Source organism: Enterobacter cloacae complex sp. SHL022 (assembly GCF_049237785.1).
Taxonomy (GTDB): Bacteria; Pseudomonadota; Gammaproteobacteria; order Enterobacterales; family Enterobacteriaceae; genus Enterobacter; species Enterobacter hormaechei_C.
Map to the genome: position 1 here is coordinate 302,571 of NZ_JBMKJH010000004.1, position 25,195 is coordinate 327,765.

General features: G+C 58.4%; 22 protein-coding genes. 11 read left to right on the top strand and 11 right to left on the bottom strand.

What is annotated here, in order from left to right; all coding sequences use genetic code 11:
- The first annotated feature begins 61 nt into the window (after positions 1–61).
- Complete coding sequence (locus ACOTZD_RS10775; protein ID WP_045346767.1) at positions 62–1,135, top strand: LacI family DNA-binding transcriptional regulator; 1,074 nt, start codon at positions 62–64, stop codon at positions 1,133–1,135.
- Here the strand turns inward: ACOTZD_RS10775 and ACOTZD_RS10780 are convergent.
- The 4 genes from ACOTZD_RS10780 to ACOTZD_RS10795 all read right to left on the bottom strand — a co-directional run bounded on the left by ACOTZD_RS10780 (position 1,132) and on the right by ACOTZD_RS10795 (position 6,847).
- Positions 1,132–2,388, bottom strand: coding sequence for a DUF1479 domain-containing protein (locus ACOTZD_RS10780; RefSeq protein WP_023324369.1), 1,257 nt, complete (start codon positions 2,386–2,388; stop codon positions 1,132–1,134). The genes ACOTZD_RS10775 and ACOTZD_RS10780 overlap by 4 nt on opposite strands.
- A gap of 151 nt (positions 2,389–2,539) precedes the next feature.
- Entirely contained in the window at positions 2,540–3,355 is an 816-nt protein-coding gene (locus tag ACOTZD_RS10785) for a Cof-type HAD-IIB family hydrolase (RefSeq protein WP_137047670.1), read from the bottom strand.
- 155 nt (positions 3,356–3,510) lie between these two features.
- Positions 3,511–5,943, bottom strand: coding sequence for a formate C-acetyltransferase/glycerol dehydratase family glycyl radical enzyme (locus ACOTZD_RS10790; protein ID WP_174402023.1), 2,433 nt, complete (start codon positions 5,941–5,943; stop codon positions 3,511–3,513).
- A gap of 4 nt (positions 5,944–5,947) precedes the next feature.
- Positions 5,948–6,847: a glycyl-radical enzyme activating protein gene (locus ACOTZD_RS10795; RefSeq protein ID WP_059520783.1), complete on the bottom strand. Its 900-nt coding sequence runs from the start codon at positions 6,845–6,847 to the stop codon at positions 5,948–5,950.
- A gap of 127 nt (positions 6,848–6,974) precedes the next feature.
- Here ACOTZD_RS10795 and fsa point away from each other — a divergent pair, with 127 nt between their 5' ends.
- Entirely contained in the window at positions 6,975–7,637 is a 663-nt protein-coding gene (gene fsa, locus ACOTZD_RS10800; protein WP_022650668.1) for a fructose-6-phosphate aldolase, read from the top strand.
- Positions 7,638–7,726: 89 nt separating this feature from the next.
- Here fsa and moeB read toward each other — a convergent pair whose 3' ends face one another.
- Complete coding sequence (moeB, locus tag ACOTZD_RS10805; RefSeq protein WP_022650669.1) at positions 7,727–8,479, bottom strand: molybdopterin-synthase adenylyltransferase MoeB; 753 nt, start codon at positions 8,477–8,479, stop codon at positions 7,727–7,729.
- Between the two features lies 1 nt (position 8,480).
- Complete coding sequence (moeA, locus tag ACOTZD_RS10810) at positions 8,481–9,713, bottom strand: molybdopterin molybdotransferase MoeA (protein WP_032608916.1); 1,233 nt, start codon at positions 9,711–9,713, stop codon at positions 8,481–8,483.
- A 189-nt stretch (positions 9,714–9,902) separates the two neighbouring features.
- On the opposite strand from moeA, the gene iaaA reads away from it, so the two are divergent.
- The 5 genes from iaaA to gsiD are packed head-to-tail and all read left to right on the top strand — an operon-like array spanning position 9,903 to position 16,125.
- The gene (iaaA, locus tag ACOTZD_RS10815) at positions 9,903–10,841 is read left to right on the top strand and encodes a beta-aspartyl-peptidase (RefSeq protein WP_063401545.1); all 939 of its coding nucleotides are present in this window, start codon (positions 9,903–9,905) and stop codon (positions 10,839–10,841) included.
- An 11-nt stretch (positions 10,842–10,852) separates the two neighbouring features.
- The gene (gene gsiA / locus ACOTZD_RS10820) at positions 10,853–12,724 is read left to right on the top strand and encodes a glutathione ABC transporter ATP-binding protein GsiA (protein ID WP_174402024.1); all 1,872 of its coding nucleotides are present in this window, start codon (positions 10,853–10,855) and stop codon (positions 12,722–12,724) included.
- Between the two features lie 23 nt (positions 12,725–12,747).
- Positions 12,748–14,286: a glutathione ABC transporter substrate-binding protein GsiB gene (gsiB, locus tag ACOTZD_RS10825; RefSeq protein WP_003858426.1), complete on the top strand. Its 1,539-nt coding sequence runs from the start codon at positions 12,748–12,750 to the stop codon at positions 14,284–14,286.
- 5 nt (positions 14,287–14,291) lie between these two features.
- A complete protein-coding gene (gsiC, locus tag ACOTZD_RS10830) occupies positions 14,292–15,212 on the top strand; it encodes a glutathione ABC transporter permease GsiC (RefSeq protein ID WP_006809475.1) in 921 nt (306 codons plus the stop codon).
- A gap of 1 nt (position 15,213) precedes the next feature.
- Positions 15,214–16,125, top strand: coding sequence for a glutathione ABC transporter permease GsiD (gsiD, locus tag ACOTZD_RS10835; protein ID WP_003858425.1), 912 nt, complete (start codon positions 15,214–15,216; stop codon positions 16,123–16,125).
- Between the two features lie 63 nt (positions 16,126–16,188).
- On the opposite strand, the gene rimO is transcribed toward gsiD, so the two are convergent.
- Positions 16,189–17,514: a 30S ribosomal protein S12 methylthiotransferase RimO gene (gene rimO, locus ACOTZD_RS10840; protein ID WP_022650675.1), complete on the bottom strand. Its 1,326-nt coding sequence runs from the start codon at positions 17,512–17,514 to the stop codon at positions 16,189–16,191.
- Positions 17,515–17,730: 216 nt separating this feature from the next.
- Here rimO and bssR point away from each other — a divergent pair, with 216 nt between their 5' ends.
- Positions 17,731–18,114, top strand: coding sequence for a biofilm formation regulator BssR (gene bssR, locus ACOTZD_RS10845; RefSeq protein WP_032620009.1), 384 nt, complete (start codon positions 17,731–17,733; stop codon positions 18,112–18,114).
- Between the two features lie 106 nt (positions 18,115–18,220).
- On the top strand, positions 18,221–19,339 hold the full coding sequence (locus tag ACOTZD_RS10850; protein ID WP_022650676.1) for a PQQ-dependent sugar dehydrogenase: 1,119 nt from the start codon (positions 18,221–18,223) through the stop codon (positions 19,337–19,339).
- Here the strand turns inward: ACOTZD_RS10850 and ACOTZD_RS10855 are convergent, their stop codons facing one another.
- A complete protein-coding gene (locus tag ACOTZD_RS10855) occupies positions 19,340–19,966 on the bottom strand; it encodes a glutathione S-transferase family protein (protein WP_003858411.1) in 627 nt (208 codons plus the stop codon).
- 243 nt (positions 19,967–20,209) lie between these two features.
- Here ACOTZD_RS10855 and dacC point away from each other — a divergent pair, with 243 nt between their 5' ends.
- Positions 20,210–21,415 (top strand): serine-type D-Ala-D-Ala carboxypeptidase, encoded by a 1,206-nt coding sequence (gene dacC / locus ACOTZD_RS10860; RefSeq protein WP_022650677.1) that lies wholly within the window; start codon positions 20,210–20,212, stop codon positions 21,413–21,415.
- An 86-nt stretch (positions 21,416–21,501) separates the two neighbouring features.
- On the opposite strand, the gene deoR is transcribed toward dacC, so the two are convergent.
- The 3 genes from deoR to ACOTZD_RS10875 form a co-directional block, all read right to left on the bottom strand.
- Complete coding sequence (gene deoR / locus ACOTZD_RS10865) at positions 21,502–22,260, bottom strand: DNA-binding transcriptional repressor DeoR (protein WP_022650678.1); 759 nt, start codon at positions 22,258–22,260, stop codon at positions 21,502–21,504.
- A gap of 67 nt (positions 22,261–22,327) precedes the next feature.
- Entirely contained in the window at positions 22,328–22,936 is a 609-nt protein-coding gene (gene ybjG / locus ACOTZD_RS10870; protein ID WP_003858405.1) for an undecaprenyl-diphosphate phosphatase, read from the bottom strand.
- Positions 22,937–22,943: 7 nt separating this feature from the next.
- Complete coding sequence (locus ACOTZD_RS10875) at positions 22,944–23,672, bottom strand: phosphatase PAP2 family protein (protein ID WP_174402025.1); 729 nt, start codon at positions 23,670–23,672, stop codon at positions 22,944–22,946.
- Between the two features lie 167 nt (positions 23,673–23,839).
- Here ACOTZD_RS10875 and ACOTZD_RS10880 point away from each other — a divergent pair, with 167 nt between their 5' ends.
- The gene (locus ACOTZD_RS10880) at positions 23,840–25,072 is read left to right on the top strand and encodes an MFS transporter (protein ID WP_022650680.1); all 1,233 of its coding nucleotides are present in this window, start codon (positions 23,840–23,842) and stop codon (positions 25,070–25,072) included.
- Positions 25,073–25,195: the final 123 nt, after the last annotated feature.

A 25,195-nucleotide genomic window follows, 5' to 3' on the forward strand; every position in this document is an offset into this window, starting at 1 on the left:
TATTGCCTGACACACACGCTATGAAAATTTTTTCATTTCGCAAATGGAGCCAGATCACAAAATGGACAAAAGGCTAAAAATCACCGAAATCGCGGCCCGTACGCAGCTCTCCATCAGCACCGTTTCGCGGGTGCTGGCGGGGAAAGCGAATACCAGCGAAAAAGCGCGTGCAAAGGTGCTGGCGTGCGCGCGCGAGCTGGGGGTAATGGACGGCATGGCGGCAGGGCGTCTGCTGCTTAACAGCCTGGTGGTTTTTGCCCCGCAGCGCGCTTTCGACGAGCGGTCCGACATCTTTTACTACCGCGTGATCCAGAGCGTGAGCAAAGCACTTGCCTCCCACGAGGTCCGGTTGCGCTACTGCGCGCTGGAGGAGAACGACAGCGACGCCCAGCTGTTTCTGGCGCGGATGAACGAGCCGGACACGCAGGCGGCCATTCTTCTTGGTATTGACGATCCGCATATCCACGATCTGGCGGTGGACGTGGGCAAACCCTGCATGCTGATTAACTGCCGCGACCGGCACATGCGTCTGCCTGCCGTTGCGCCGGATCACCGCGCCATCGGCGAGCGGGCGGCGGAGTACCTGTTCGAGATGGGGCACCGCGAGGTGATGAACGTGCTGTGCCTACGTCGCTACACCATGGAGCTGCGCCTGTCGGGGATTCGCGACGCGTGGCAGTCCCACAACCTGGCGTTCAACGACAAGCGCGATCTGCTGGTGGTGCCAAGCTTCAGCGCCAGAGAGACGGAGCAGCTGGTGAGCGATTGGCTAAATCAGCAGCAGGGAAAAGACCTGCCGACGGCATTCCTGGTTGGCGGCGACTTTATGGCGGCGGGCACCATCAGCGCCTTAAAAAACCACGGCCTGCGCGTGCCGCAGGACGTCTCGGTGATGAGCATCGACGGCTTTAACCTGGCGGCGATTCAGGATGTTCCATTAACGGCCGTGCATGTTCCCCGCGATGAGCTGGGAACGGAAGCGGTACACATGCTCCAGCAGCGGCTCATGCGCCCGGACGCGCCGGTAGGCACATTGCTGCTGAACGGCACGCTGACCGTGCGGGAGTCGGTACGGCGGATACGTCAGGGAAAACGACGCACCGCCGTGGAGCGGGAAGGGCTGTACGACAGCTAGACCATGCCCAGCGCGCGTTTGCCGTGGATGTTGAGATCGTTCACGGTAAAGCGGTCCTGCCAGGTTTTTTCATAATCCTCGCGCGGGAAGTCTCCCGGCGACGCGCCGGTTTCCAGCGCTTCCTTGACCTTCTTCGCGTAGGCGAGGTTTTTCTCGCACATCGGTGCGGCGGGGATATACATCACGTTGCCCCAGCCCTGCTGATTATCCACCGGCGCGACGGAGTGGATCACATCGCAGTGCCACCACACCGAATCACCCGCCTCCAGCGCAGGAATGCTGGTCAGCGCCTCGATAAGCAGCGGGTGCCACTTCTCGGAAACCGGCAGCACGCGCCCCGGCGCCACGCCGCACAGCTCGTCCTCCGGCACGTCGTCCAGCAGCGGACGCAGCAGAATATAGGCCATTGCTTCCGGGATCGGCACCACGTGCAGCAGCCCCTGACCGGGGATCATGTCCGACAGCGCCGTCCAGCCCTGGAAGGTGCGGAACACCGAGCATTTGGTGGTGTTATCGACGGTATACTCTTCCACTTCGGTACGATGCGCGGCGTTCCACGGATCGTATTTCTCAACGTTGCCGTCAAACACGCGGGCAAAGACCTGCTGGTAGGCAGGCAGCAGCCAGCGCTCCAGCGCGCCGGAGTCGGTATGCGCGCCGAGTCCCTTCGAGGTGGTTCCCGGCGGACGGCGGCGGATACGATCCGGGTAAATCACGCTCACGTCCGGGTCGAACCACTGCTTGCCGTTGCTCTCGAACGTCCATAAGCGGTTCAGGAACGACTGCACCTGCGCCATTTCTTCGCTCTGGCGCGCCTGCATTTGCGCCTGCGACCAGTAGATCGGGTAAATCTCCGGACGGGAGGCGGTCAGGGTGCCGAAGAAGTTATCGCCTGGCCCTTTGTACACCTCGTCAAACTTGTTCAGATCGAGGTAGTCGAGCATCGACTGATCCCACGCCAGCGCCTGCTCGCGCGGGAAGTGACCTTTAATCACCGCGCAGCCGCGGCGCTTAACGGCCTCGCGCTGCGCGTCGGTAATCGTGCCGTTTTTCACATCGTTAAACGGAATTACCGGCCAGACGGATTCACCTTTATTTTTGAGGGCGTTAATTTCCGCCACGCGGGTGGCAATGCTGTCGCTGAGCTTGTCGAACACCGCCTGCACGTCGCCGATCTGCGCGCGTAACTCACGTTTCAACTGACGGATTGCCGCTTTGTGATCCGCCGGCAAGGTTTCACTGGTAAAGGTCATAACTGCCTCGCATCTTTCATTCGAAAGTAAAAATATCTACAAGCGATACTTTAAGTTAAAAATAAGTTAATGCAAGTTTAAAAACTTGACCTGCGCCACAGGACGGGAAAATGAGTGAGGGTGCCGGAGCAGGACTCCGGCGAGGAAAGGATCAGACGTCGAAAGGAGAGTGGTTGTCGAGCACGGCCTGAATGACGTTCAGCGCGCCCTGATGGTTGTTGTCGTCAGTGCTGTAGCGGCTGATTTCTTTGATGCTTTCCGCCGCGTTGCCCATCGCAAAGGAATATTTCACCAGCTTCAGCATCTCGGCATCGTTGCCGCTGTCGCCAATGGCCACGCACTCTTGCGGAGAGATTTTCCAGCGCTTCAGCAGGCGGCTGATGCCGTTGGCTTTGTGCAGGCCGGGGATAATTAAATCGACAAAGCCAAAGCCGCTGGTGACCGGCTTCATGATGCCGTCCAGGGAGACGTGGAGTTTATCCACCAGATTAGGAATATCGCTGTCCGGCAGGTTCAGGGAGAACTTAAACAGCACGTCGTCAATGTCGCGGTAATCGCTGATGCGCTTTAAGCGGTGGTAGTGCTTTGACATTAGCGCCACGAACGCGTCCGGCGCTTTATCGCTGACGTAGGCGCTCTCCAGCCCGCAGGCCACGAAGTTCAGCCCTTTGTCTTTCAGCAGTTCGCCAATCACGATCTGCGACTCATGGCGGGTCAGTTCGCCGTGGAAAATCTGTTCGCCGCGATCGAAGACCAGCGCGCCGTTTTCCGCCACGAAGGAGATTTGATCCTTCAGTTCCGGGAAAAACGAGATGAGCTGGTAATACTGGTTGCCGCTGGCGACAACAAATTCAATGTTGCGGGCTTTAAGCTGTTTAAACTGTGCCTGGAAGCGGTCACGATCGTACTGCTTGGCATCATCAAGGAAAGTTCCGTCCATATCGGTGACGATAACTTTTACGGTCATACTATGCTCCTGGGTCACTGCGTTTTGAAACATTCTAATAACAAGGTGACGGGGAGCACAAATTTAATTTCATTCGAAAGTAAAAGCAAAACGGCAACCGAGGTTGCCGTTTTTAGTGTTTTCTCCCTCTCCCTCAAGGGAGAGGGGATACACTATTACAGCGTATGCTCAGTACGGGCGATAATATCGTCCTGCGCATCCGGTGACAGGGCGGTGAAGAACGCCGAGTAGCCCGCGACGCGCACTACCAGGTCGCGGTACTGGTCCGGGTGTTTCTTCGCTTCCAGCAGCGTTTCGCGCGAGACGATGTTGTACTGAATATGCCAGCCCTTATGCACCTCGAAGAAGGTGCGCAGCAGCACCATCAGCTTCTGGCGATCGCTGTCGTTTTCCAGCGTCGACGGGTTCAGCTTCTGGTTAAGCAGCACGCCGCCAAGAATCGCTTCCGTCGGCAGTTTACCCACGGAGCCAATCACCGCCGTCGGCCCGAGGTGGTCGGTACCGGAAGCCGGGCTGGCCCCTTCCGCCAGAGGGGTATGCGCCTTACGCCCGTCCGGCGTCGCCATGGTCGCCGCGCCAAACGGCACGTTTGCTGAGATAGACGACGTGCCCGCGTAGTAGTTACCCCCAATCGGGCCGCGGCCGTAGCGTGGGTTGTGATACTGCTTCAGCTCTTCAATGTAGGTTTCGTAGGCGCGGGTCAGCAGCAGGTCCACGCTGTCGTCGTCGTTGCCGTACTTCGGCGCGCCGTTGATCAGGCGCTGGCGCAGCTGCTCGTGGGTTAGCCCCTCGAAGTCATCCGCCAGCGCCGCCGCCAGCTGCTGCTGGCCGATGACGCCCTGTTCGAACACCAGCTTCTTCACCGCCGCCAGGCTGTTGCCGAGATTGGCGATACCGACCTGTAGGCCGGAAACCCAGTCATACTTCGCGCCGCCTTGCTTAATGCTTTTCGCGCGCTCGATGCAGTCGTCAACCAGCGCCGAGCAGAGAATATCGTGGACGTTCTCTTCCAGCATAGTATCCACCACGTATTCAATTTCGATGGATTTGCGGGTGTAATAGCGGATCTGGGTGTCCCACGCCGCCATCACCTCCTCGAAGTTATCGAAGTTACCGGCAGAGAGGGCTTTCTCCTGCGGCAGGAACACCTTGCCGCTGGTGGCGTCGCGGCCGCCTTCCAGCGCGGCCAGCATCACGCGGGCGAAGTTAATAAAGCTCATGCCGGTGCAGCGGTAGCCCCATTTGCCGCCCACCGCGGTTTCGATACAGCCAATGGCCGCGTAGTCGTAGGCGTCGTCGCGTTCAACGCCGAGCTTGATGAATTCCGGAATGACGATTTCGTCGTTGTTGAACGCCGGCATGCCGAAACCGCAGCGGATCACCTGCACGCAGGCGTCGAGGAAGTCGTTGCTCATGCCCGCGTGATAGCGCACGCTCAGGTTTGGCTGGGTGGAGCGCAGGCGGCCGCAGGATTCGAGGATCGCGTAGGAGAGCGGGTTGACCGCGTCCATTGGCTCGCCGTTGACCAGCTTCTGGCCGCCGATGGTGACGTTCTGATACAGCGGGCTGCCCGCAGAGGCTTTGGAGTGCGAGCCGGAGCGGATTTTGTTCACCTCCAGCAGCTTCAGCCAGCAGCTGTGCAGCAGCTCGATGGCGTGCTCGCGGTCCAGGCTCTGGCCCAGCTCCACGTCGCGGCGGTAGTACGGATAGAGATACTGGTCCATACGGGCAAAGGATACGGAGTGACCGTTGGACTCAATTTGCAGGATTAGCTGAATGAAGTAGCACAGCTGCAGCGCCTGCCAGAAGGTTTTTGGCGGCTCGTGGGCGATTACGTCACAGTTTTCCGCCATTGCCAGCAGCTCGTCGCGGCGGCTTTCGCGGGTTTCGCTGGAGGCTATCTCGCGCGCCAGATCGGCGAAGCGTTTGATGTGCAGGCTGACGGCTTCCAGCACAATATCAATGGCTTTCAGGAACTGATCGCCGTGCAGGTCTTCCAGCACCGTCAGGTTGATGCGTGAGCGGCGCTCGGCCACTTTGGCGCGCAGGCCGTCCAGCCCTTTATCCAGCACCAGCGGGAAGTTCACCGCCAGGTGCGCGTCGCCGGAGGTCATGTTGCCTTCGGCTTTGATGATGCCGGTTTCCAGCAGGCCTTTCTGCTCGTCGGTGAACATGCCGTAGCAGCGATCCTGCACCGTCTGGCCGCGCCACCACGGGCAGATCGCATGCAGCACGCGCTTGTTCTCTTCGCTCACCGCAAAGCCCGCGCCCGGACGGTCCGCCAGGTCGTCAATCTCTTTCTCAATCCAGGAGACGGTATATTCCGGGAAGATCGGCGCGGCGCGCACTTCGCTTGCCTGGTTCCCGATGATCAGCTCGTCGTGCTTGATCCAGATGGTACGCTTGGCCAGGTGATGCGCCAGCGCCAGGGCGCGGCGCACCGGGATCGGCTTGTCCATGTGCTGCTGGTACATTTCGGTGTAATGCTGGGCGCGCTCGGTACAGACCGGCGGCTTCACGATATGCACCAGGGCCGTTTTGTGCGCCTTAATGCGCTCGCTGAGGGTGTTGAGATTCAGGGTGGTCATAAGTTTATCCTCGTAAGGTCGCGGTTAACCCTTTCTGGCAGGCGTACTGCTGCGCGAAGTCCAGCAGGGCAGGGTTATCCAGCGGTTTGTCAGGGGCAGAGTAGGGTTGGCCGAGCAGGGTGTATTTGTTCATGCCCAGCGTGTGATACGGCAGAAAATGAATATCGTGGACGCCGAGTTCATCGGCGGCGAAATTGGTAATGGCGGTAACGGACGCTTCATCGGCGTTAAAGCCCTGGATCAGCGGCACGCGGATGGTGATCGTTTTCCCGGCGGCGGCCAGGCGTTTCAGGTTGTCCAGGATGCGCTTAGCCGAACCGTCCGTCCACTGCTTGAAAACATCTCCGTCGACATGCTTCAGGTCGGCGAGGAACAGATCGACGTACGGTAATGACGGCTCGATATAGTGCCAGGGCACGTGAAGGCAGGTTTCAACGGCGGTATGAATGCCTTGTTCATGGCTGGCTTTAAACAGGGCGTGCGCCAGGTCAGGATTCATAAACGGCTCGCCGCCGGAAAGGGTGATCCCGCCGCCGCTGCGGTCGTAGAAGGGCTTGTCTCGCAGCACGGTGGCCATAATCTCCTCCACCTGCTTCTCTTCACCGCAGACGGTAAGCGCCTGGGTCGGACAGCAGTCGGTGAGGGCAGTGAGCGTCTCGTCGTTAAGCTTCTCACGATGAATGACCAGCCCGTTCAGCGCGCGTTCAACACACCCCGGCGCGGCCTGCTGACACAGTTCACAGCCGTCCAGGCACAGACGCGCATCAAACAGCACGTCCCGGCTGCGGGAGCGGCTTTCCGGGTTCTGACACCAGCGACAGCCCAGCGAGCAGCCTTTCAGGAATACCACGGTTCGAATACCTGGGCCGTCGTGGGTGGAGTAACGCTGTATATTGAAGATCATTTTTTTGCCCTCGGATTACATATGAAGATTAAATTACTTTCGAATGAAAGTTATCTTGATATGGGTCAATTCCTGAGCAGGTTTTGCTGTGATAGGGTAAGTGCAGGCTAAATTTGAGGGTGACATCATGGAACTTTATCTCGACACATCTGACGTTGCGGCAGTCAAAAAGCTGGCGCGTATCTTCCCGCTGGCGGGCGTGACCACTAACCCAAGCATTGTGGCGGCGGGTAAAACCCCCCTGGAAGAGCTGCTGCCCGCGCTGCACGACGCGCTGGGCGGCAGGGGCCGGCTGTTCGCTCAGGTGATGGCGAAGACTGCCGAGGGGATGGTGGAAGACGCACGTAAGCTGCGCGCGATAATCAATGACCTGGTGGTGAAAGTGCCCGTGACCGCTGAAGGGCTGGCGGCGATCAAGATGCTGAAAGCGGAAGGGATCCCGACGCTGGGTACGGCGGTGTACGGTGCCGCGCAGGGGATGTTGTCCGCACTGGCGGGGGCTGAGTATGTGGCCCCTTACGTGAACCGCGTGGACGCGCAGGGCGGGGACGGGATCCAGACGGTGGTCGAACTGCAACAGTTGCTGACCCTGCACGCGCCGCAGTCAAAGGTGCTGGCCGCGAGCTTTAAAACCCCGCGCCAGGCGCTGGACTGCCTGCTGGCAGGGTGCGAGTCCATCACGCTGCCGCTGGACGTGGCGCAGCAGTTTATTACCTCTCCGGCGGTGGATGCGGCAATTGTGAAGTTTGAGCAGGACTGGCAGGGGGCGTTTGGGCGGACGTCTATTTGATGGGTGTGGCCTGATGCCCTCACCCCAACCCTCTCCCACAGGGAGAGGGAGCAAACACTAAAACGGCAACCTGAAGGTTGCCGTTTGCTTTAACCTTCGCACACCTCACACCCGGGATTACGCATTAGCTTCATCTCGCGAAACTGGCAGGTCATCGCGTCATACATCACGATTTTACCCGCGGCGGGCGTGCCATAGTGCGCCAGCACTTTGATCGCCTCCATGGCCTGCAAGGAACCGATAACGCCAACCAGCGGCGCCATTACGCCCGCCTCGACGCAGGTGAGGGCATTCTCGCCAAACAGACGGCTCAGGCAGCGGTAGCAGGGCTCTCCTTCAGCGTAGGTGAAGACGGTGATTTGCCCCTCCATGCGGATGGCCGCGCCGGAAATCAGCGGCGTTTTATGGGCAAAGCAGCCCGCATTGAGCTGGTTGCGAATGGCGACGTTATCGGTGCAGTCCAGCACCAGGTCATGCCGTGCAATCTGCGCAAACAGCGCGTCGTCATCCAGCATCGCGTCAATCAGGGTGAACTGAACGTTGGGGTTAATGCGCGCCAGCGCCGTGCGTGCTGATTCCACTTTAGGCTGACCGACCGTCGCGTCGCTGTGCAGCGTCTGGCGTTGCAGGTTGGACACCGACACGGTGTCGAAATCCAGCAGCGTCATGCTGCCGACGCCCGCCGCAGCCAGGTATTGTGCTGCCGCGCAGCCCAGCCCGCCAAGACCAACAACCAGCACGCTGGCCGCCTTGAGCGCCTCCTGACCCTCGAAATCAAATCCGCGCAGCACGATCTGGCGGTTATAGCGCATCATCTCCGGGTCGCTCAGTTCCATCGTCATGTCAGCCTCCGAACAGGTGGTTAAAGCGTTCCACTTCAACCCATTCGCCCGCCTCAACGTGGCCGCGATCGCGCTCCAGCACGATAAAGCAGTTACCCTGGCTGAAGGAGCTAAAGATGTGCGAACCCTGATGCCCGGTGGTGCTCACCTCCAGCTCGCCGTCGGCGTTGCGCGCCAGAATGCCGCGCTGGAAATCGAGACGGCCCGGTGATTTTTTGAGGCGCGTTGCCGCCCGCACGCGCACACGTTCCGGCAGCGGGCTGGCATTGTTGCCTGAAAGCTTCGCCAGCAGCGGGATCACCAGCTGGTAGAAGGTCAGCGCGGCAGAGACCGGGTTACCCGGCAGGCCACAGAACCAGCTGTGCGGAAGTTTGCCAAACGCGAACGGTTTGCCCGGCTTAATCGCCAGCTTCCAGAAGGCGATTTCACCCAGCTCTTCAAGCAAGGTTTTGGTGTAATCCGCTTCGCCAACCGAAACGCCGCCGGAGCTGATCACCACGTCGGCAGAGGCGTCAGCGTCGATAAACGCCGCGCGCAGTTTTTGCGGATCGTCAGGAATGATACCGAGGTTAATCACCTCGCAGCCCAGCTGCTCAAGCATCAGGTGCACCGCCAGACGGTTGGTGTCGTAAATCTGCCCTTCGTTCAGCGGCTGACCCGGAAGCTGTAGCTCGTCTCCCGTGGAGAACACCGCTACGCGCACTTTGCGGACCACGTCAATCTCCGCGATGCCAAGCGATGCCAGCACCGGCAGTTCGGCGACCGTCAGTTTTTGCCCGGCGGCAAAGACCGTTGCGCCCAGGGTAATGTCTTCCCCGATATGGCGGATATTCTGTCCCGCTTTGACGCTGGCGGTAAAACGCACGCCGTCGTCCGTTTGTTCGGTCTCTTCCTGCATCACCACGGCTTCACAGCCCGTTGGCACCGGCGCGCCGGTCATAATGCGCACGCAGGTGCCCGCTGGCCACTCACCGTTGAACGGCTGCCCGGCAAACGCTTTCCCTGCCACCGGCAGCGGCTGACCCGTTTGCAGATCCGCCAGACGTACGGCATAGCCGTCCATCGCCGCGTTATCGAACCCCGGCACGTTCAGCGGCGAGACGATATCGCGCGCGGCAATACGGCCAAAACAGCGCACAAGCGGCAGCGTCTCAACGTCGTGCAGGGGAGTAATACGATCAAGCATCTGCGAGAGTGCCGTCTCAAGCGGCATCAGTCCGGCGGTAAAATCCATGGTGGGCTCCTGCGGAGTAACAACGAAAGCGCTCATTATGGCAGAAAAGTGCGGCTAACTGTATGACCCGATGGGTGTACGCTTTACATCACAGTTGCGTCTTTCTATATTCAAAAATCATCTGAAGATTCGTCGACGATAATGATATTTATAGAAAAAGCAGCCAGCCAGGCTGATGGGTGATGCGAAATGAGTAAAGCGGTTATCGCAATTCATGGCGGTGCCGGGGCAATCACCCGTGCACAGCTCAGTCCCGAGCAGGAGAAGCGTTATATCGATGCGCTGAACGCCATTGTGGAAACAGGCCAGCGGATGCTGGAAGCGGGCGACAGCGCGCTGGACGTGGTGACCGAAGCGGTGCGCCTGCTGGAGGAGTGTCCGCTGTTTAATGCCGGTATTGGCTCGGTCTTTACGCGCGATGAAACGCACGAGCTGGATGCCTGCGTGATGGACGGCGTCACCCTGAAAGCGGGCGCGGTAGCGGGCGTCAGCCGTCTGCGTAATCCGGTGCTGGCCGCGCGTCTGGTGATGGAACAAAGCCCGCATGTGCTGCTGGCCGGGGCGGGGGCGGAAAAATTTGCCGTCGAGCACGGTATGGACACGGTCTCGCCCGAGCTTTTTTCCACCGAGGAGCGTTACCGACAACTGCTGGAGGCCCGTACAGCGGGGATGACGCAGCTGGACCATGCCGCGCCGCTCGATGAACGCAGCAAAATGGGCACGGTAGGCGCGGTGGCGCTGGATAAAGCCGGTAACCTCGCCGCCGCGACGTCGACAGGCGGCATCACCAACAAACTTCCCGGTCGCGTCGGCGACAGCCCGCTGCCGGGGGCCGGGTGTTACGCCAATAACGCCACCGCGGCGGTGTCATGCACCGGCACCGGCGAAGTGTTTATCCGCGCGCTGGCGGCCTACGACATTACCGCACTAATGGATTACGGCGGATTAAGCCTGAGTGAAGCCTGCGAGCGGGTAGTGATGGAGAAACTGCCGGCGCTGGGCGGGATTGGCGGCTTAATTGCGGTGGATCGGGAGGGCAACGTGGCTCTGCCGTTCAACAGTGAAGGAATGTACCGGGCGTGGGGGTATGCCGGCGATGCGCCCAGCACAGGCATTTATCGTGAATAAGGGGGCATTGCGTGCCGCACCGTGAAGAGCTGGACAACTGCGAAGTGCTGGCTGTCCACCAACTGAATATTGCGTTTCAGGAAGAGCGGCAGTTCATCCCCGCAGTACAGAATTTATCGTTTTCGCTCAGGCGCGGCGAGACGCTGGCGATTGTTGGCGAATCAGGTTCCGGTAAATCCGTTACCGCGCTGGCGCTGATGCGTCTGCTTGAGCAGACGGGCGGGCAGGTCACCAGCGAGCGTATGCTGTTGCGCCGTCGCAACCGTCAGGTTATCGATCTCAACGAGCTGAGCGCGTCCCGGATGCAGGGTGTGCGCGGGGCAGACATTGCGATGATTTTTCAGGAGCCGATGACCTCCCTGAACCCGGTTTTCCCGGTGGGCGAGCAGATTGCCGAATCTATCCGCCTGCATCAGGGACTGAGCGGTGATGAGGCGCTCAACGAAGCAAAACGGATGCTGGAGCTGGTGCGTATCCCTGAGGCGCACGCGATTTTGTCCCGCTACCCGCATCAGCTTTCCGGCGGCATGCGCCAGCGGGTGATGATTGCGATGGCGCTGTCGTGCCGTCCGGCGGTACTCATTGCGGACGAACCCACCACGGCGCTGGATGTCACCATTCAGGCCCAGATCCTGCAACTGATTAAGGTGTTGCAGCAGGAGATGGAGATGGGGGTGATTTTCATTACCCACGATATGGGGGTGGTGGCGGACATTGCCGATCGGGTGCTGGTTATGCATCAGGGCAATGCCGTGGAAACCGGCACGGTGGAGCAGGTCTTTCATGCGCCGGTGCATTCTTATACCAAAGCGCTGCTGGCGGCGGTCCCGCGTCTGGGGGCCATGAATGGCAGTGATTTTCCGCGCCGTTTTCCGCTGATCTCACAGACCGAACAGGGCAAGCAGGAAGACGAAACCGAGCAGGATACGGTGGTTCCCGGCAGGCCAATCCTCGAAGTGCGTGACCTGGTGACCCGTTTCCCGCTGCGTAGCGGGATCCTCAATCGCGTGAAGCGCGAAGTGCATGCGGTTGAAAACGTCAGTTTTGATCTCTGGCCGGGCGAAACGCTGGCGCTGGTGGGGGAGTCCGGCTGCGGTAAATCCACCACCGGACGGGCGCTGCTCAGGCTGGTGGCGTCGCAGGAGGGGAGCATCGCCTTCAACGGTGAGCGCATCGACACGCTACCTAACAGTAAATTGCAGGCGGTACGCCGGGATATTCAGTTTATATTCCAGGATCCTTATGCGTCGCTCGATCCGCGCCATACGGTGGGGTACTCGATTATGGAGCCGCTGCGGGTGCATAACCTGCTCGACGGTGAAGCCGCGCAGCGCCGCGTCGCGTGGCTGCTGGAGCGCGTGGGCCTGAAGCCGGAGCATGCCTGGCGTTATCCGCACGAATTTTCTGGCGGTCAGCGACAGCGTATCTGCATAGCCCGGGCATTAGCCCTGAATCCGAAGGTGGTGATTGCGGATGAGTCCGTGTCAGCGCTGGATGTCTCCATCCGCGCGCAAATCATCAATCTCCTGCTCGATTTACAGCGGGATTTAGGCATTGCGTTTCTGTTTATCTCCCACGATATGGCGGTGGTGGAGCGGATCAGCCATCGCGTGGCGGTGATGTACATGGGGCAAATAGTTGAAATCGGCCCCCGTCGGGCGGTGTTTGAAAACCCGCAGCACCCGTACACCCGCAAGCTGATGGCCGCCGTACCGGTTGCCGATCCTGAGCATCGTCACGCCCAGCGCGTGCTGTTGCAGGACGAAATGCCGAGCAATATTCGTAAACGGGGCGAAACCCTTGAGCGCGTGGCGCTGCGTGAGGTGGGTCCCGGTCATTTTGTCGCACCACCGCGTCAGGGCAATGCATTCTCGCGGTTATAACTTACAACAGGCAGGAGAACACAATGGTTCCTTTTGTTGCTCGTCAATGGCTGCTTGCCGCGAGCGTGACGGCTGCGCTGGCCGCCGCCCCCGCGTTCGCGGCGAAAGATGTGGTGGTGGCTGTGGGGTCTAACTTCACGACGCTGGATCCGTATGATGCTAACGACACCCTTTCTCAGGCGGTGGCAAAATCTTTCTACCAGGGGCTGTTCGGCCTGGACCGCGAGATGAAGCTGAAAAACGTGCTGGCGGAAGGCTATACCGTGTCGGACGATGGGCTGGTCTATACCGTTAAGCTCCGTACCGGCGTGAAGTTCCAGGACGGCACCGACTTCAACGCCGAGGCGGTTAAGATCAACCTGGACCGTGCCAGCAATCCGGAGAACGGTCTTAAGCGCTACAACCTGTATAAAAATATCGCCAGCACCGAGGTGGTTGACCCGGCGACGGTGAAGATCGTCCTGAAAGAGCCGTTCTCGGCGTTTATCAATATCCTGGCGCATCCCGCGACGGCGATGATTTCACCCGCTGCCCTGAAAAAATACGGCAAAGAGATTGGCTTCCACCCGGTGGGGACCGGACCGTACGAACTGCTTACCTGGAACCAGACCGATTATGTGAAGGTGAAAAAATTCGCCGGATACTGGCAGCAGGGGCTGCCGAAGCTGGATACAATCACCTGGCGTCCGGTCGTGGACAACAATACCCGTGCCGCGATGTTGCAAACCGGCGAAGCGCAGTTTGCCTTCCCGATCCCTTACGAACAGGCGGCGCTGCTGGCGAAAAACAGCAAGCTGGAGCTGGTGGCCAGCCCGTCGATTATGCAGCGCTACATCAGCATGAACGTCACGCAGAAACCGTTCGATAACCCGAAGGTGCGCGAAGCCATCAACTACGCCATTAACCGTCAGGCGCTGGTGAAGGTGGCCTTTGCCGGTTACGCCACTCCCGCGACGGGCGTGATGCCGCCAGCCATCGAGTATGCGCAGAGCTACCAGCCATGGCCGTACGATCCGGCGAAAGCGCGGGAGCTGCTGAAAGAGGCGGGCTATCCGAACGGCTTTAGCACCACGCTGTGGTCGTCTCATAACCACAGTACCGCGCAGAAGGTGCTGCAATTTACCCAGCAGCAGCTGGCGCAGGTGGGCATTAAAGCCAGGGTCACGGCGATGGATGCCGGACAGCGAGCGGCGGAAGTAGAAGGCAAAGGGCAGAAAGAGAGCGGCGTGCGGATGTTCTACACCGGCTGGACGGCTTCAACCGGCGAAGCGGACTGGTCCCTGTCGCCGCTGTTCGCTTCCCAGAACTGGCCGCCAACGCTGTTCAATACCGCGTTCTACAGTAATCCGCAGGTGGATAAAGATCTGGCCGATGCCCTGAAAACCACCAAACCGGAAGAGAAAGCGCGCCTGTACAAAGAGGCGCAGGACATTATCTGGAAAGAGTCGCCGTGGGTGCCGCTGGTGGTGGAAAAACTGGTCTCAGCCCACAACAAAGCGCTGACCGGTTTTTACATCATGCCGGATACGGGCTTTAGCTTTGATGACGCGGATTTAAAATAAAACTCATGCTGAATTATGTGTGTAAACGCCTGCTGGGGCTTATCCCGACGCTGCTGATTGTGGCCGTGCTGGTGTTTTTGTTTGTCCATATGCTGCCCGGCGATCCAGCGCGTTTGATTGCCGGACCGGAAGCGGATGCGACGGTTATTGAACTGGTGCGTAAACAGCTCGGTCTTGACCAGCCGCTGTACAGGCAATTTCTGCGTTACATTGGCAATGTCCTTCAGGGCGATTTCGGCATCTCAATGGTGTCGCGTCGTCCGGTGTCGGAGGAGATTGCCAGCCGCTTTATGCCTACCTTCTGGTTAACGATTGCCAGTATGAGCTGGGCGGTAGTGTTTGGCCTGGGAGCGGGGATTGTCGCCGCCGTCTGGCGCAACCGCTGGCCGGATAAGCTCGGTATGGCGCTGGCGGTCACCGGCATCTCTTTCCCGGCGTTTGCGCTGGGCATGCTACTGATGCAGATTTTCTCCGTTGAGCTGGGCTGGTTGCCGACCGTCGGGGCCGACACCTGGAAGCACTACATTCTTCCCTCTATGACGCTTGGCGCGGCCGTTGCGGCGGTGATGGCTCGGTTTACCCGCGCCTCGTTTGTCGACGTGCTGAGCGAAGATTACATTCGCACCGCGCGGGCAAAAGGGGTGAGTGAGAAATGGGTCATTCTGAAGCATGGTTTTCGTAATGCGATGATACCGGTGGTCACGATGATGGGGCTACAGTTCGGCTTCCTGCTGGGCGGCTCTATTGTGGTTGAGAAGGTCTTTAACTGGCCGGGGCTGGGGCGCCTGCTGGTCGACTCGGTCGATATGCGTGACTATCCGGTCATTCAGGCTGAAGTCCTGCTTTTCTCGCTGGAGTTTATTCTTATCAACTTAGTGGTGGATGTGCTGTACGCCGCCATTAACCCGGCCATCAGGTATAAGTAAGATGCGATTACTGAACTGGCGTCGCCAGGCCATTTTAAACGCTATGCCGGGGATCAGGCCGGACCATATTCGCACCCCGTGGATTGAGTTCTGGCGTCGATTCCGTCGTCAGCCCGTCGCTATGGTCGCCGGGTTGTTTGTGTTACTGCTGATCCTGGTGGCGATTATCGCCCCCTGGTTAGCCCCGTTTGATGCGGAAAACTACTTCGATTACGACCGGCTGAACGATGGACCGTCGATGATGCACTGGTTTGGCGTGGACTCGCTCGGGCGCGATATTTTCAGCCGCGTGCTGGTAGGGGCGCAGATCTCGCTGGCGGCCGGGGTCTTTGCGGTGCTGATGGGCGCAGCAATTGGCACCGTGTTGGGGCTGGTGGCCGGGTACTACGAAGGCTGGTGGGACCGCATCATCATGCGTATCTGCGATGTGCTGTTTGCCTTTCCCGGTATTCTGCTGGCGATTGCCGTGGTGGCGGTGATGGGCAGCGGCATGGCGAACGTCATCATCGCCGTGGCGGTATTCTCGATTCCCGCTTTCGCGCGTCTGGTACGTGGCAACACGCTGGTGCTGAAGCAGCAGACCTTTATCGAGTCGGCGCGCAGCATGGGAGCCAGCGATGCCACCATCCTGTTCAGCCATATTCTGCCGGGAACGGTCTCGTCTATCGTGGTCTATTTCACCATGCGCATAGGCGTGTCGATTATCTCGGCGGCCAGCCTGTCGTTTCTGGGGTTAGGCGCACAGCCGCCGACGCCGGAGTGGGGCGCGATGCTGAACGAGGCGCGGGCGGATATGGTGATTGCGCCACACGTGGCGATCTTCCCGAGCCTGGCGATTTTCCTGACCGTGCTGGCGTTTAATTTGCTGGGGGATGGGCTGCGCGACGCGCTGGATCCGCGGATAAAAGGGTAGTGCTGTGGAATGTGCCGGGTGGCGGCGACGCCTTACCCGGCCTGGAACAGAGGCGTGGGGAGATTAAACCCGGCTGCCCCACAAATCATACTCGTCGGCGTTTTCGACCTTCACGCGAATAATATCGCCCGGCTTGACGTTGGTTTCGCCGTTCAGGTACACCGCGCCGTCGATTTCAGGCGCATCCGCCATGCTGCGGCCAATCGCGCCTTCTTCGTCCACTTCGTCGATAATCACCAGAATTTCGCGGCCCACTTTCTCCTGCAAGCGTTCAGCAGAGATCTGCTGTTGCAGCTGCATAAAGCGGTTCCAGCGCTCCTCTTTGACCTCTTCCGGTACCTGGTCCGCCAGCTCGTTGGCCGTTGCGCCTTCAACCGGGCTGTACTTGAAGCAGCCGACGCGATCCAGACGCGCCTCTTTCAGGAAGTCGAGCAGCATCTGGAAATCTTCTTCGGTTTCACCCGGGAAGCCGACAATAAAGGTGGAGCGCAGGGTAAGATCCGGGCAGATCTCACGCCACTGCTTGATGCGCGCCAGCTGGCGGTCAACGGAGCCAGGACGTTTCATCAGCTTCAGAATGCGCGGGCTGGCATGCTGTAGCGGGATATCCAGGTACGGCAGGATTTTGCCTTCCGCCATCAGCGGGATCACATCGTCAACGTGCGGGTAAGGATAGACGTAGTGCAGGCGCGTCCAGATCCCGAGCTTAGCCAGCTGCTCGCACAGGCCGACCATGCTGGTTTTCACTGGCTCGCCGTTGTGGAAACCGGAACGGTGTTTAACGTCCACGCCGTAGGCGGAGGTGTCCTGGGAGATGACCAGCAGCTCCTTCACGCCCGCGTCGGCCAGGCGTTTGGCTTCTGCCAGCACCTCGCCAATCGGACGGCTCACCAGATCGCCACGCATCGACGGGATGATGCAGAAGGTGCAGCGATGGTTGCAGCCTTCGGAAATTTTCAGGTAGGCGTAGTGGCGCGGCGTCAGCTTCACGCCCTGTTCCGGCACCAGGCTCAGGAACGGGTTGTGCTTTGGTTTGGGGACGTAGTGATGAACATGTTCCAGCACCTGCTCGTAGCTATGTGGACCGGTGATCTCCAGCACCTTCGGGTGCACTTCACGGATCTGGTCTTCTTTTGCGCCCAGGCAGCCGGTCACAATCACTTTGCCGTTTTCCGTCAGGGCTTCACCAATGGCTTCCAGGGATTCCTGAACCGCGCTGTCGATAAAGCCGCAGGTGTTGACGATCACCATGTCGGCGTTGTCGTAGCTTGGCACCACGTCATAGCCTTCAGTGCGAAGTTCAGTCAGGATGCGTTCGGAGTCCACCAGGTTCTTCGGGCAGCCCAGGGAGACAAAGCCGATTTTCGGCGGGTGCGTAACATTGCTCATAGGTTAAAAATTCATCAATTATGGAGTTATCAGGGCGGGATTTTACAGCGTATCGCAGGGGATTTATACACTCTTGATGGCGCAGTTGAGGCCGGCAATCGTTGTAACATTGTAAAGAATGTTAATCAGTTATCGTTTATTGATCCCAGGCATTACATTGTACAAAAAATGACCTTATTCTTAATGAGGTAACATGGCTGACAGAGGAGGAATAGCATGTCCGTTGACAGACTGAAACGCGATCTGCTTAACAAGCTGATCAACGCCCGAATCGACCTGGCTGCATATCTGCAACTCCGCAAGGCGAAAGGGTATATGTCAGTCAGCGAAAGCGAAAATCTGCGTGATAACTTCTTTGAACTTTGCAATTTCATGCGTGAAAAAGCACCCATCCTGAAAGCGCACTGCGCTGAAAGCGAATTAGTGGCGCTGCGCCGCGCCGCCGAGGTGCTCTCCATCGCCGGAGTCTGTTTGATGAACGGACGTCACGACTGCCCGAATTTTATTGCCGTTAACGCGGAGAAGCTTGAAAACTGCCTGACCACGCTCGCGCTTTGCATCATGTGTCTGAACAAGCCGGAAACGCTTGCCCGGCACTGAACCCGGGGGAGGCAACTCCCCCTTCTGATTAAGCTTTTGTAAAAGTGGTAACGCACCCGGGAACAGTGGCTAATCTTTAAGCCATATGTCGATAAAGGAGTGCGTTATGCCTCGATCCTCGCTGATTTTCCTTCCAGTCTTGTTATTCCCGCTTTCACTGCTTGCAGCGCCTGAGACGGTTAAGGTCGACGTGCTACAGACAAAACTGGATCACCCCTGGTCGCTGGCGTTTCTGCCAGATAACAAGGGGCTGCTCATCACGCTCAAAGACGGGCAGCTTAAGCACTGGCAGGCAGGAAAAGGGCTCTCCGATCCGATTGTCGGCGTGCCGAAAGTGTGGGCGAGCGGCCAGGGCGGACTGCTGGACGTCGCGCTGGCCCCGGATTTTGCACAGTCACGGCGGGTCTGGCTCAGCTTCGCCGAGGCAGGTAATGATGGCAAAGCGGGTACCGCCGTGGGCTACGGGCGGTTGAGCGATGACCTTTCGCGCATTGAGGGCTTCCAGGTGGTGTTCCGACAGATGCCGAAGCTCTCTACCGGCAACCACTTTGGCGGACGGCTGGTGTTCGACGGCAAAGGCCATCTCTTTATTGGCCTGGGTGAAAACAACCAGCGCCCGACGGCGCAGGATCTGGACAAGCTTCAGGGCAAGGTGGTGCGCCTGACGGAGGACGGAAAAGTGCCACCGGATAATCCGTTTGTGAACACCGCCGGAGCGCGCCCGGAAATCTGGTCCTATGGCATTCGCAACCCGCAGGGAATGGCGATGAACCCGTGGAGTGACACGCTGTGGCTCAACGAACACGGACCACGCGGTGGGGATGAGATTAACATTCCTGAGAAGGGCAAAAACTACGGCTGGCCCCTGGCGACGCACGGGATCAATTACAGCGGGCTGAAAATCCCGGAAGCGAAAGGCGAGCACGTTGAGGGCACTGAAAAACCGCTGTTTGTCTGGAAAGTGTCGCCCGCCGTCAGCGGCATGGCGTTCTACAACAGCGACGTCTTCCCGCAGTGGAAAAACAAGCTGTTTATCGGCGCGCTGAAGGAGAAAGACGTCATCGTGCTGAGCGTGAAGGGCAATAGCGTGACGGAGGATGGGCGAATTCTTGGGGATAAAGATCAGCGTATCCGCGATGTGCGCGTCGGGCCGGATGGTTATCTGTACGTGCTGACCGACGAGACGGACGGGCAGCTTTGGAAAGTCAGCCCGTCCGGGTCGTAATCAGGTCACCGGGATCATCACCACGTTGCGATACGCCGGGCGCTCGCTGAGCTGCTGGATCCAGCGCTCAAGGTGAGGGCGCGGGGTCCAGCTGAGACCCATGTTAGTGAGGTTCCAGACGAAGGGGGCGACGGCGATATCGCCCACGCCGAACGTGTCGCCGGAGAACCAGGTATGCTTCGCCAGTTCGTCGTCCATCATCGCAAACAGCGACTCACACGCATCCTGGGCGGCATGAATGGCGGGATAATCACGATCGGCTTCCGGCGTACGGATAAGCCCCATCAGGATCACGCGGTGCGTGGGGGAAAGCGTCTGGTTTGCCCAGTCCATCCATTTTTCGCCCTGCGCGCGCTGGGCCGGATTTTCAACCCACAGGCGACCCTGGCCGTACTGCGCGGCAAGATAACGCACAATGGTATTGGACTCCCACAGCGTGGCGTCTGTCTCGTCATCGCGCAGCAACGGCACCAGCCCGTTTGGGTTCATCGCCAGATAGTCGGCGTCTTTATTCACGCCGAACGCCATGCCAGCCATAATTTGGTTGAACGGTAAATCCAGCTCCTCCAGCGTCCAGAGCACTTTCTTCACGTTAGTCGAATTGTTCCTGCCCCACAGCGTAATCATATTTACTCCCGATGAGATGTGAATCCGAGTCAGCTTTTCGCCATGGTGAGATAAACCTAACAATTACGCAACAGATGCTAAAAAAAACCCCGCAATCAAAGCGTATCTGAATGTTATTGCATAAACTTTAAAAACTTTACCTGGAACAGGTTTCTTTGAAGGCTGTAGTGCGCTATTACTCATCGCTTCTTGCGACACGGTGATTGTGACGTGATTTTTAGAATGGACACTCGGGTGGCATTTATGACGCAAAAAACTTCTTCTCTGCGCAGCCTGGCGGCAGGCTCGGCGCTGCTTTTCCTTTTTGCCCCAACGCTTCATGCGGCGGAACAGACAGCGCCCGAAGCGCCGCCTGTTGATGCGCGCGCCTGGATCCTGATGGATTACGCCAGCGGGAAAGTGCTGGCGGAAGGTAACGCCGACGAAAAACTCGACCCGGCGAGCCTGACGAAAATTATGACCAGCTATGTGGTCGGCCAGGCGTTAAAAGCGGGCAAGATCAAGCTGAATGACATGGTCACCGTCGGGAAAGATGCCTGGGCGACCGGTAACCCGGCGCTGCGCGGCTCGTCCGTGATGTTCCTGAAGCCCGGTGATCAGGTCTCCGTTTCCGATCTGAATAAAGGGGTCATTATTCAGTCGGGAAATGATGCCTGTATTGCGCTGGCCGATTACGTCGCGGGCAGTCAGGACTCGTTTATTGGGCTGATGAATGGCTACGCGAAAAAACTGGGTCTGACCAATACCACCTTTAAAACCGTTCACGGCTTGGATGCGCCGGGTCAGTTCAGCACCGCGCGCGATATGGCGCTGCTGGGCAAAGCGCTGATCCATGACGTTCCGGATGAGTACGCCATCCATAAAGAGAAAGAGTTTACCTTCAATAATATTCGCCAGCCTAACCGTAACCGCCTGCTCTGGAGCAGTAACGTTAACGTGGACGGCATGAAAACCGGTACAACTGCCGGGGCCGGATACAACCTGGTGGCTTCTGCGACGCAGGGCGATATGCGCCTGATCTCGGTGGTGCTGGGCACGAAAACCGACCGCATTCGTTTTAACGAGTCAGAAAAACTGCTGACCTGGGGTTTCCGCTTCTTTGAAACCGTCACGCCGATTAAGCCGGACGCCACCTTCGTCAGCCAGCGCGTCTGGTTTGGTGATAAAAGTGAAGTAAACCTGGGGGCAGGTGAAGCGGGGTCCGTCACCATTCCACGCGGCCAGCTGAAAAACCTGAAAGCGAGCTATACCCTGACCGAGCCACAGCTGACCGCGCCGTTAAAAAAAGGCCAGGTGGTCGGGACGATAGATTTCCAGCTTAACGGCAAATCCATTGAGCAGCGTCCGCTGGTGGTAATGGAAGCGGTGGAAGAGGGCGGCTTCTTCAGCCGGATATGGGACTTTGTGTTAATGAAATTCCACGGCTGGTTTGGCAGCTGGTTCAGCTAAGTTTTTGCCGGGTGGCGCTGCGCTTACCCGGCCTACGTTCGAGCCGTTGTAGGCCGGGTAAGGCGAAGCCGCCACCCGGCATAACCTCAATACATCAACTTCACCTGCTGCGCTTTCGCGTATGCCACCAGCTCGTCATCCGGGCGGCAATCACTGACGATGGCGTCAAATCGCGACAGTTCACCCATCCTTGCCGGACGGACCTTGCCAAATTTACTGTGATCAACCACCAGCACATGCTGCTGTGCGGCGTTGAGCGCCCACTGTTTCACCGGTAACTCTTCAAGATTAAAACAGGTTGCCCCCTGTTTCACATTCACGCCCGCCGCAGAGTAAAAGGCGATATCCGGGCATACATTGCTCAGCGTGTCCTGAATATTCAGCGGTTTGAAAATGGCGTTGCTGGCATGAAATTCGCCGCCACACAAAATCACCCGGCACGCCGGTTTCTCCTGCAAGGCAAGGAAGGTGTTTAGCGAATAACAGACGGCGGTAAACGGAACGGTGCTGTCGATGGCCTCGATGATCCACGGGGTTGTCGTACCGCAGTCAAAAAACAGCGTTTGATGCGGCTGCACCAGCGAGGCGGCGAGCCGCGCGGCTTTGCGCTTCTCCTCCACCAGGCGTGTTTTTTGATCGCTTAACAGATAATGGCTGGCGCTACGCGGCTCCAGAACAATATACCCGCCAAGCAGCACAACGGGGGCGCTGTCGCTGTTCAGATCGCGACGAATGGTCATTTCAGACACGCCAAGCAGGGTAGCGGCTTCCTTAAGATGCAGCTTATCGCTGCGCTTCAGCGCCTGGAGCAGCTGAGCAATGCGGTCATCGCGACGTGTTTCCATAGATCCTCGGGCTAAAAAAGTGAGCCCCCGCAGGGCGGGGGCTCAAGTGTAACCTGACGGACCGGGGTTAGTCACGTATCCAGCCTTTGCGGATCGGAAGGGCAAACAGAACGCGATAGGCCTGTGATAATCCACGATAAAGCGCCGGACCAAAGAGGCTCCACAGGATGGCTGCGCTGACGCAGCCCATCAGCCCCACCAGGAAACCGCCGACCATATCCAGCGGCCAGTGCACGCCCAGGTAGACGCGGGACCAGGCGATGGCGACCGCCACGCCCATCAGCACTACGCCGGACCACAGGCGATGCCAGAACAGGAAGGCCAGCGCAAAGGTGAAGATCACCGTGCCGTGATCGCTCGGGAACGAGTCGTCCGGCGCATGGTGCAGGAAGTTGTAGCCGACGCGATCGACAAACGGACGATCGTGTGGGAAGGCGTGGCCCAGCACGTAGCTTGCCAGCACGCTGACGCCGATCGCCATCGCCATTTTGATCACCAGATGGCGCTGGGCGGTGACCTGTGTACGAGGTCCCCATAACCAGAGGATCACCGCCAGCGCCGGTACAATGCTGATCACATCTTTCGCAATGAAGGTGGCGAGATCGATCATCCATTCCGGTGACGACGGCGTGGCGTTGAGCAGGTAAAACAGTTCGTAGTTCAGATTTTCTAACATAATCTCGTTACTCTTTAGCAAACCAGGCGGAAACCAGCCCGTAAACCAGCACCTGGGAAAACCAGACCCACCACCCGGCCCACAGGTTGTGAGAGAAAAAATGCGCGCCGCGCATGACCTGCCCGAATCCCATCAGCAGCCCCATAACAACGCCCAACGCGACAAAGGTCCAGGCCAGGCGTGGACGTTCACGCCAGAAGGCAAAAAACAGCCCCATCACCATAAACCCGCTTGAGGCGTGGCCGCCGGGAAAGCAGCGTCCCGGTCCGCTGTCTGCCGGAATCGCGCTGAACAGGGGATACGAGACGGCTTTGCCGCCATACTCCACCAGATCCCACGGACAGCTGTGGTGGCTCATGCTTTTCAGGGCTCCTACAACGAGCGCGCCCAGACCCATCAGAAGCGCGGCCGTCACCAGCCGGGCATTGCGTCTGTAAGCCCCGTAAACCAGCGCGATGACGGCCAGGGCAATGGCCACATATTTCGCCAGCCGATGGTTGAGCAGATCCAGCAGCGGATTTTGCTGTAGCGGGAAATGATGCGTCGCCGCGTCATACCAGAAGCCGGTGATCCATCGGTCAAGCGATTCATCGCGCGAAAGCCAGGTAAAAAGCAGCGCAAGGACGATCAGCACGAAAAGCTGATAACCATAAAAGCGGGCAGACAAACGGTAAAGGCGTTTTGTCTTATTTGTCGGTAACTTAGATAATTCTGAAGGGCTGACGGCGTGTGTCATAGTTTCGGTCAATAACGTGAAATAGCACTATCATAAGGAGGGCAACTTAAGGAAACCTTAAACAACAACGATAAGTGCGTTATTTCTGTTTTTTCACGTTAATTTGCTATCTCAGACAGCGGCAATTCATTACACTCATCGCGATTTTTTCATATTAAAGAGATTGCATGATAAACCGTTCTTCTTCCGGTAATCGTCTGGGTCGTCAGGCGTTACTTTTTCCTCTGTGTCTGGTGCTTTACGAATTCTCTACCTACATCGGCAACGACATGATCCAGCCAGGCATGCTGGCTGTGGTTGAGCAGTACAACGCAGGTATTGAGTGGGTACCTACATCGATGACCGCCTATCTCGCGGGCGGCATGTTTTTACAGTGGCTTTTAGGGCCGCTGTCGGATCGTATTGGCCGCCGCCCGGTGATGCTGACGGGCGTGGTATGGTTTATCGTCACCTGTCTCGCCACGCTGCTGGCGCAGAACATTGAGCAGTTCACGTTGCTGCGTTTTCTTCAGGGCGTGAGCCTGTGCTTTATTGGTGCCGTGGGCTACGCCGCTATTCAGGAGTCGTTTGAGGAGGCGGTATGTATCAAAATTACCGCGCTGATGGCGAACGTGGCGCTGATTGCACCGCTTCTGGGGCCGCTGGTGGGGGCCGCATGGGTCCACGTCGCGCCGTGGGAAGGGATGTTCGTGCTCTTTGCCGCGCTTGCGGCCATCTCTTTCTTTGGTCTGCACCGTGCGATGCCGGAGACCGCCACCCGCCTGGGCGAAAAGCTCTCGCTTAAAGAGCTGGGGCGTGACTATAAGGCGGTGCTGCAAAATGGCCGTTTCGTCGCGGGCGCGCTGGCGACGGGCTTTGTCAGCCTGCCGCTGCTGGCGTGGATTGCCCAGTCGCCGGTCATTATCATCAGCGGCGAACAGCTTAGCAGCTATGAGTATGGCCTGTTACAGGTGCCGATTTTTGGCGCGCTGATTATCGGTAACCTGGTGCTGGCGCGTCTGACGTCACGCCGTACCGTGCGTTCGCTGATTATTATGGGCGGTTGGCCCATAGCGGCAGGGCTGATTATTGCGGCGGTGGCGACCGTAGCCTCGTCTCATGCGTACCTGTGGATGACGGCGGGGCTGAGCATTTACGCGTTTGGTATCGGCGTGGCGAATGCCGGTCTGGTACGCCTGACGCTGTTCGCCAGTGAAATGAGTAAAGGCACGGTCTCTGCCGCGATGGGGATGCTGCAAATGCTGATTTTCACCGTCGGAATTGAGGTGAGCAAGCATGCTTATGCGTTTGGCGGAAACGGGCTCTTCAGCCTGTTCAATCTCGCAAACGGTGTGCTGTGGGTAGGTCTGATGGTGGTGTTCCTGAAGGACAAACGCGTCGGAAACGCGCTGCAACCGTAATCCTTATTCCCTCTCCCCCGTGGGCGAGCTCGGGACAGTTCCCTCTCCCTGTGGGCTGAGGGATCCCCAGTAATTTGAAAGCAAAAGCGATAACGTTGCCTCAGAATAACTGAGGGCTTTCAG

Coding starts and splice junctions, on each gene's coding strand:
- moeB (WP_022650669.1), bottom strand. CDS start 8,479: ATGACGATGGAACTGAGCGACCCGGAGATGATGCGCTATAACCGCCAG.
- ACOTZD_RS10850 (WP_022650676.1), top strand. CDS start 18,221: ATGCCTCGATCCTCGCTGATTTTCCTTCCAGTCTTGTTATTCCCGCTT.
- rimO (WP_022650675.1), bottom strand. CDS start 17,514: ATGAGCAATGTTACGCACCCGCCGAAAATCGGCTTTGTCTCCCTGGGC.
- ACOTZD_RS10855 (WP_003858411.1), bottom strand. CDS start 19,966: ATGATTACGCTGTGGGGCAGGAACAATTCGACTAACGTGAAGAAAGTG.
- deoR (WP_022650678.1), bottom strand. CDS start 22,260: ATGGAAACACGTCGCGATGACCGCATTGCTCAGCTGCTCCAGGCGCTG.
- ACOTZD_RS10780 (WP_023324369.1), bottom strand. CDS start 2,388: ATGACCTTTACCAGTGAAACCTTGCCGGCGGATCACAAAGCGGCAATC.
- ACOTZD_RS10785 (WP_137047670.1), bottom strand. CDS start 3,355: ATGACCGTAAAAGTTATCGTCACCGATATGGACGGAACTTTCCTTGAT.
- ACOTZD_RS10795 (WP_059520783.1), bottom strand. CDS start 6,847: ATGATCTTCAATATACAGCGTTACTCCACCCACGACGGCCCAGGTATT.
- moeA (WP_032608916.1), bottom strand. CDS start 9,713: ATGGATTTTACCGCCGGACTGATGCCGCTTGAGACGGCACTCTCGCAG.
- gsiB (WP_003858426.1), top strand. CDS start 12,748: ATGGTTCCTTTTGTTGCTCGTCAATGGCTGCTTGCCGCGAGCGTGACG.
- ACOTZD_RS10775 (WP_045346767.1), top strand. CDS start 62: ATGGACAAAAGGCTAAAAATCACCGAAATCGCGGCCCGTACGCAGCTC.
- gsiD (WP_003858425.1), top strand. CDS start 15,214: ATGCGATTACTGAACTGGCGTCGCCAGGCCATTTTAAACGCTATGCCG.
- ACOTZD_RS10790 (WP_174402023.1), bottom strand. CDS start 5,943: ATGACCACCCTGAATCTCAACACCCTCAGCGAGCGCATTAAGGCGCAC.
- ACOTZD_RS10880 (WP_022650680.1), top strand. CDS start 23,840: ATGATAAACCGTTCTTCTTCCGGTAATCGTCTGGGTCGTCAGGCGTTA.
- iaaA (WP_063401545.1), top strand. CDS start 9,903: ATGAGTAAAGCGGTTATCGCAATTCATGGCGGTGCCGGGGCAATCACC.
- fsa (WP_022650668.1), top strand. CDS start 6,975: ATGGAACTTTATCTCGACACATCTGACGTTGCGGCAGTCAAAAAGCTG.
- dacC (WP_022650677.1), top strand. CDS start 20,210: ATGACGCAAAAAACTTCTTCTCTGCGCAGCCTGGCGGCAGGCTCGGCG.
- gsiC (WP_006809475.1), top strand. CDS start 14,292: ATGCTGAATTATGTGTGTAAACGCCTGCTGGGGCTTATCCCGACGCTG.
- ACOTZD_RS10875 (WP_174402025.1), bottom strand. CDS start 23,672: ATGACACACGCCGTCAGCCCTTCAGAATTATCTAAGTTACCGACAAAT.
- ybjG (WP_003858405.1), bottom strand. CDS start 22,936: ATGTTAGAAAATCTGAACTACGAACTGTTTTACCTGCTCAACGCCACG.
- bssR (WP_032620009.1), top strand. CDS start 17,731: ATGTCCGTTGACAGACTGAAACGCGATCTGCTTAACAAGCTGATCAAC.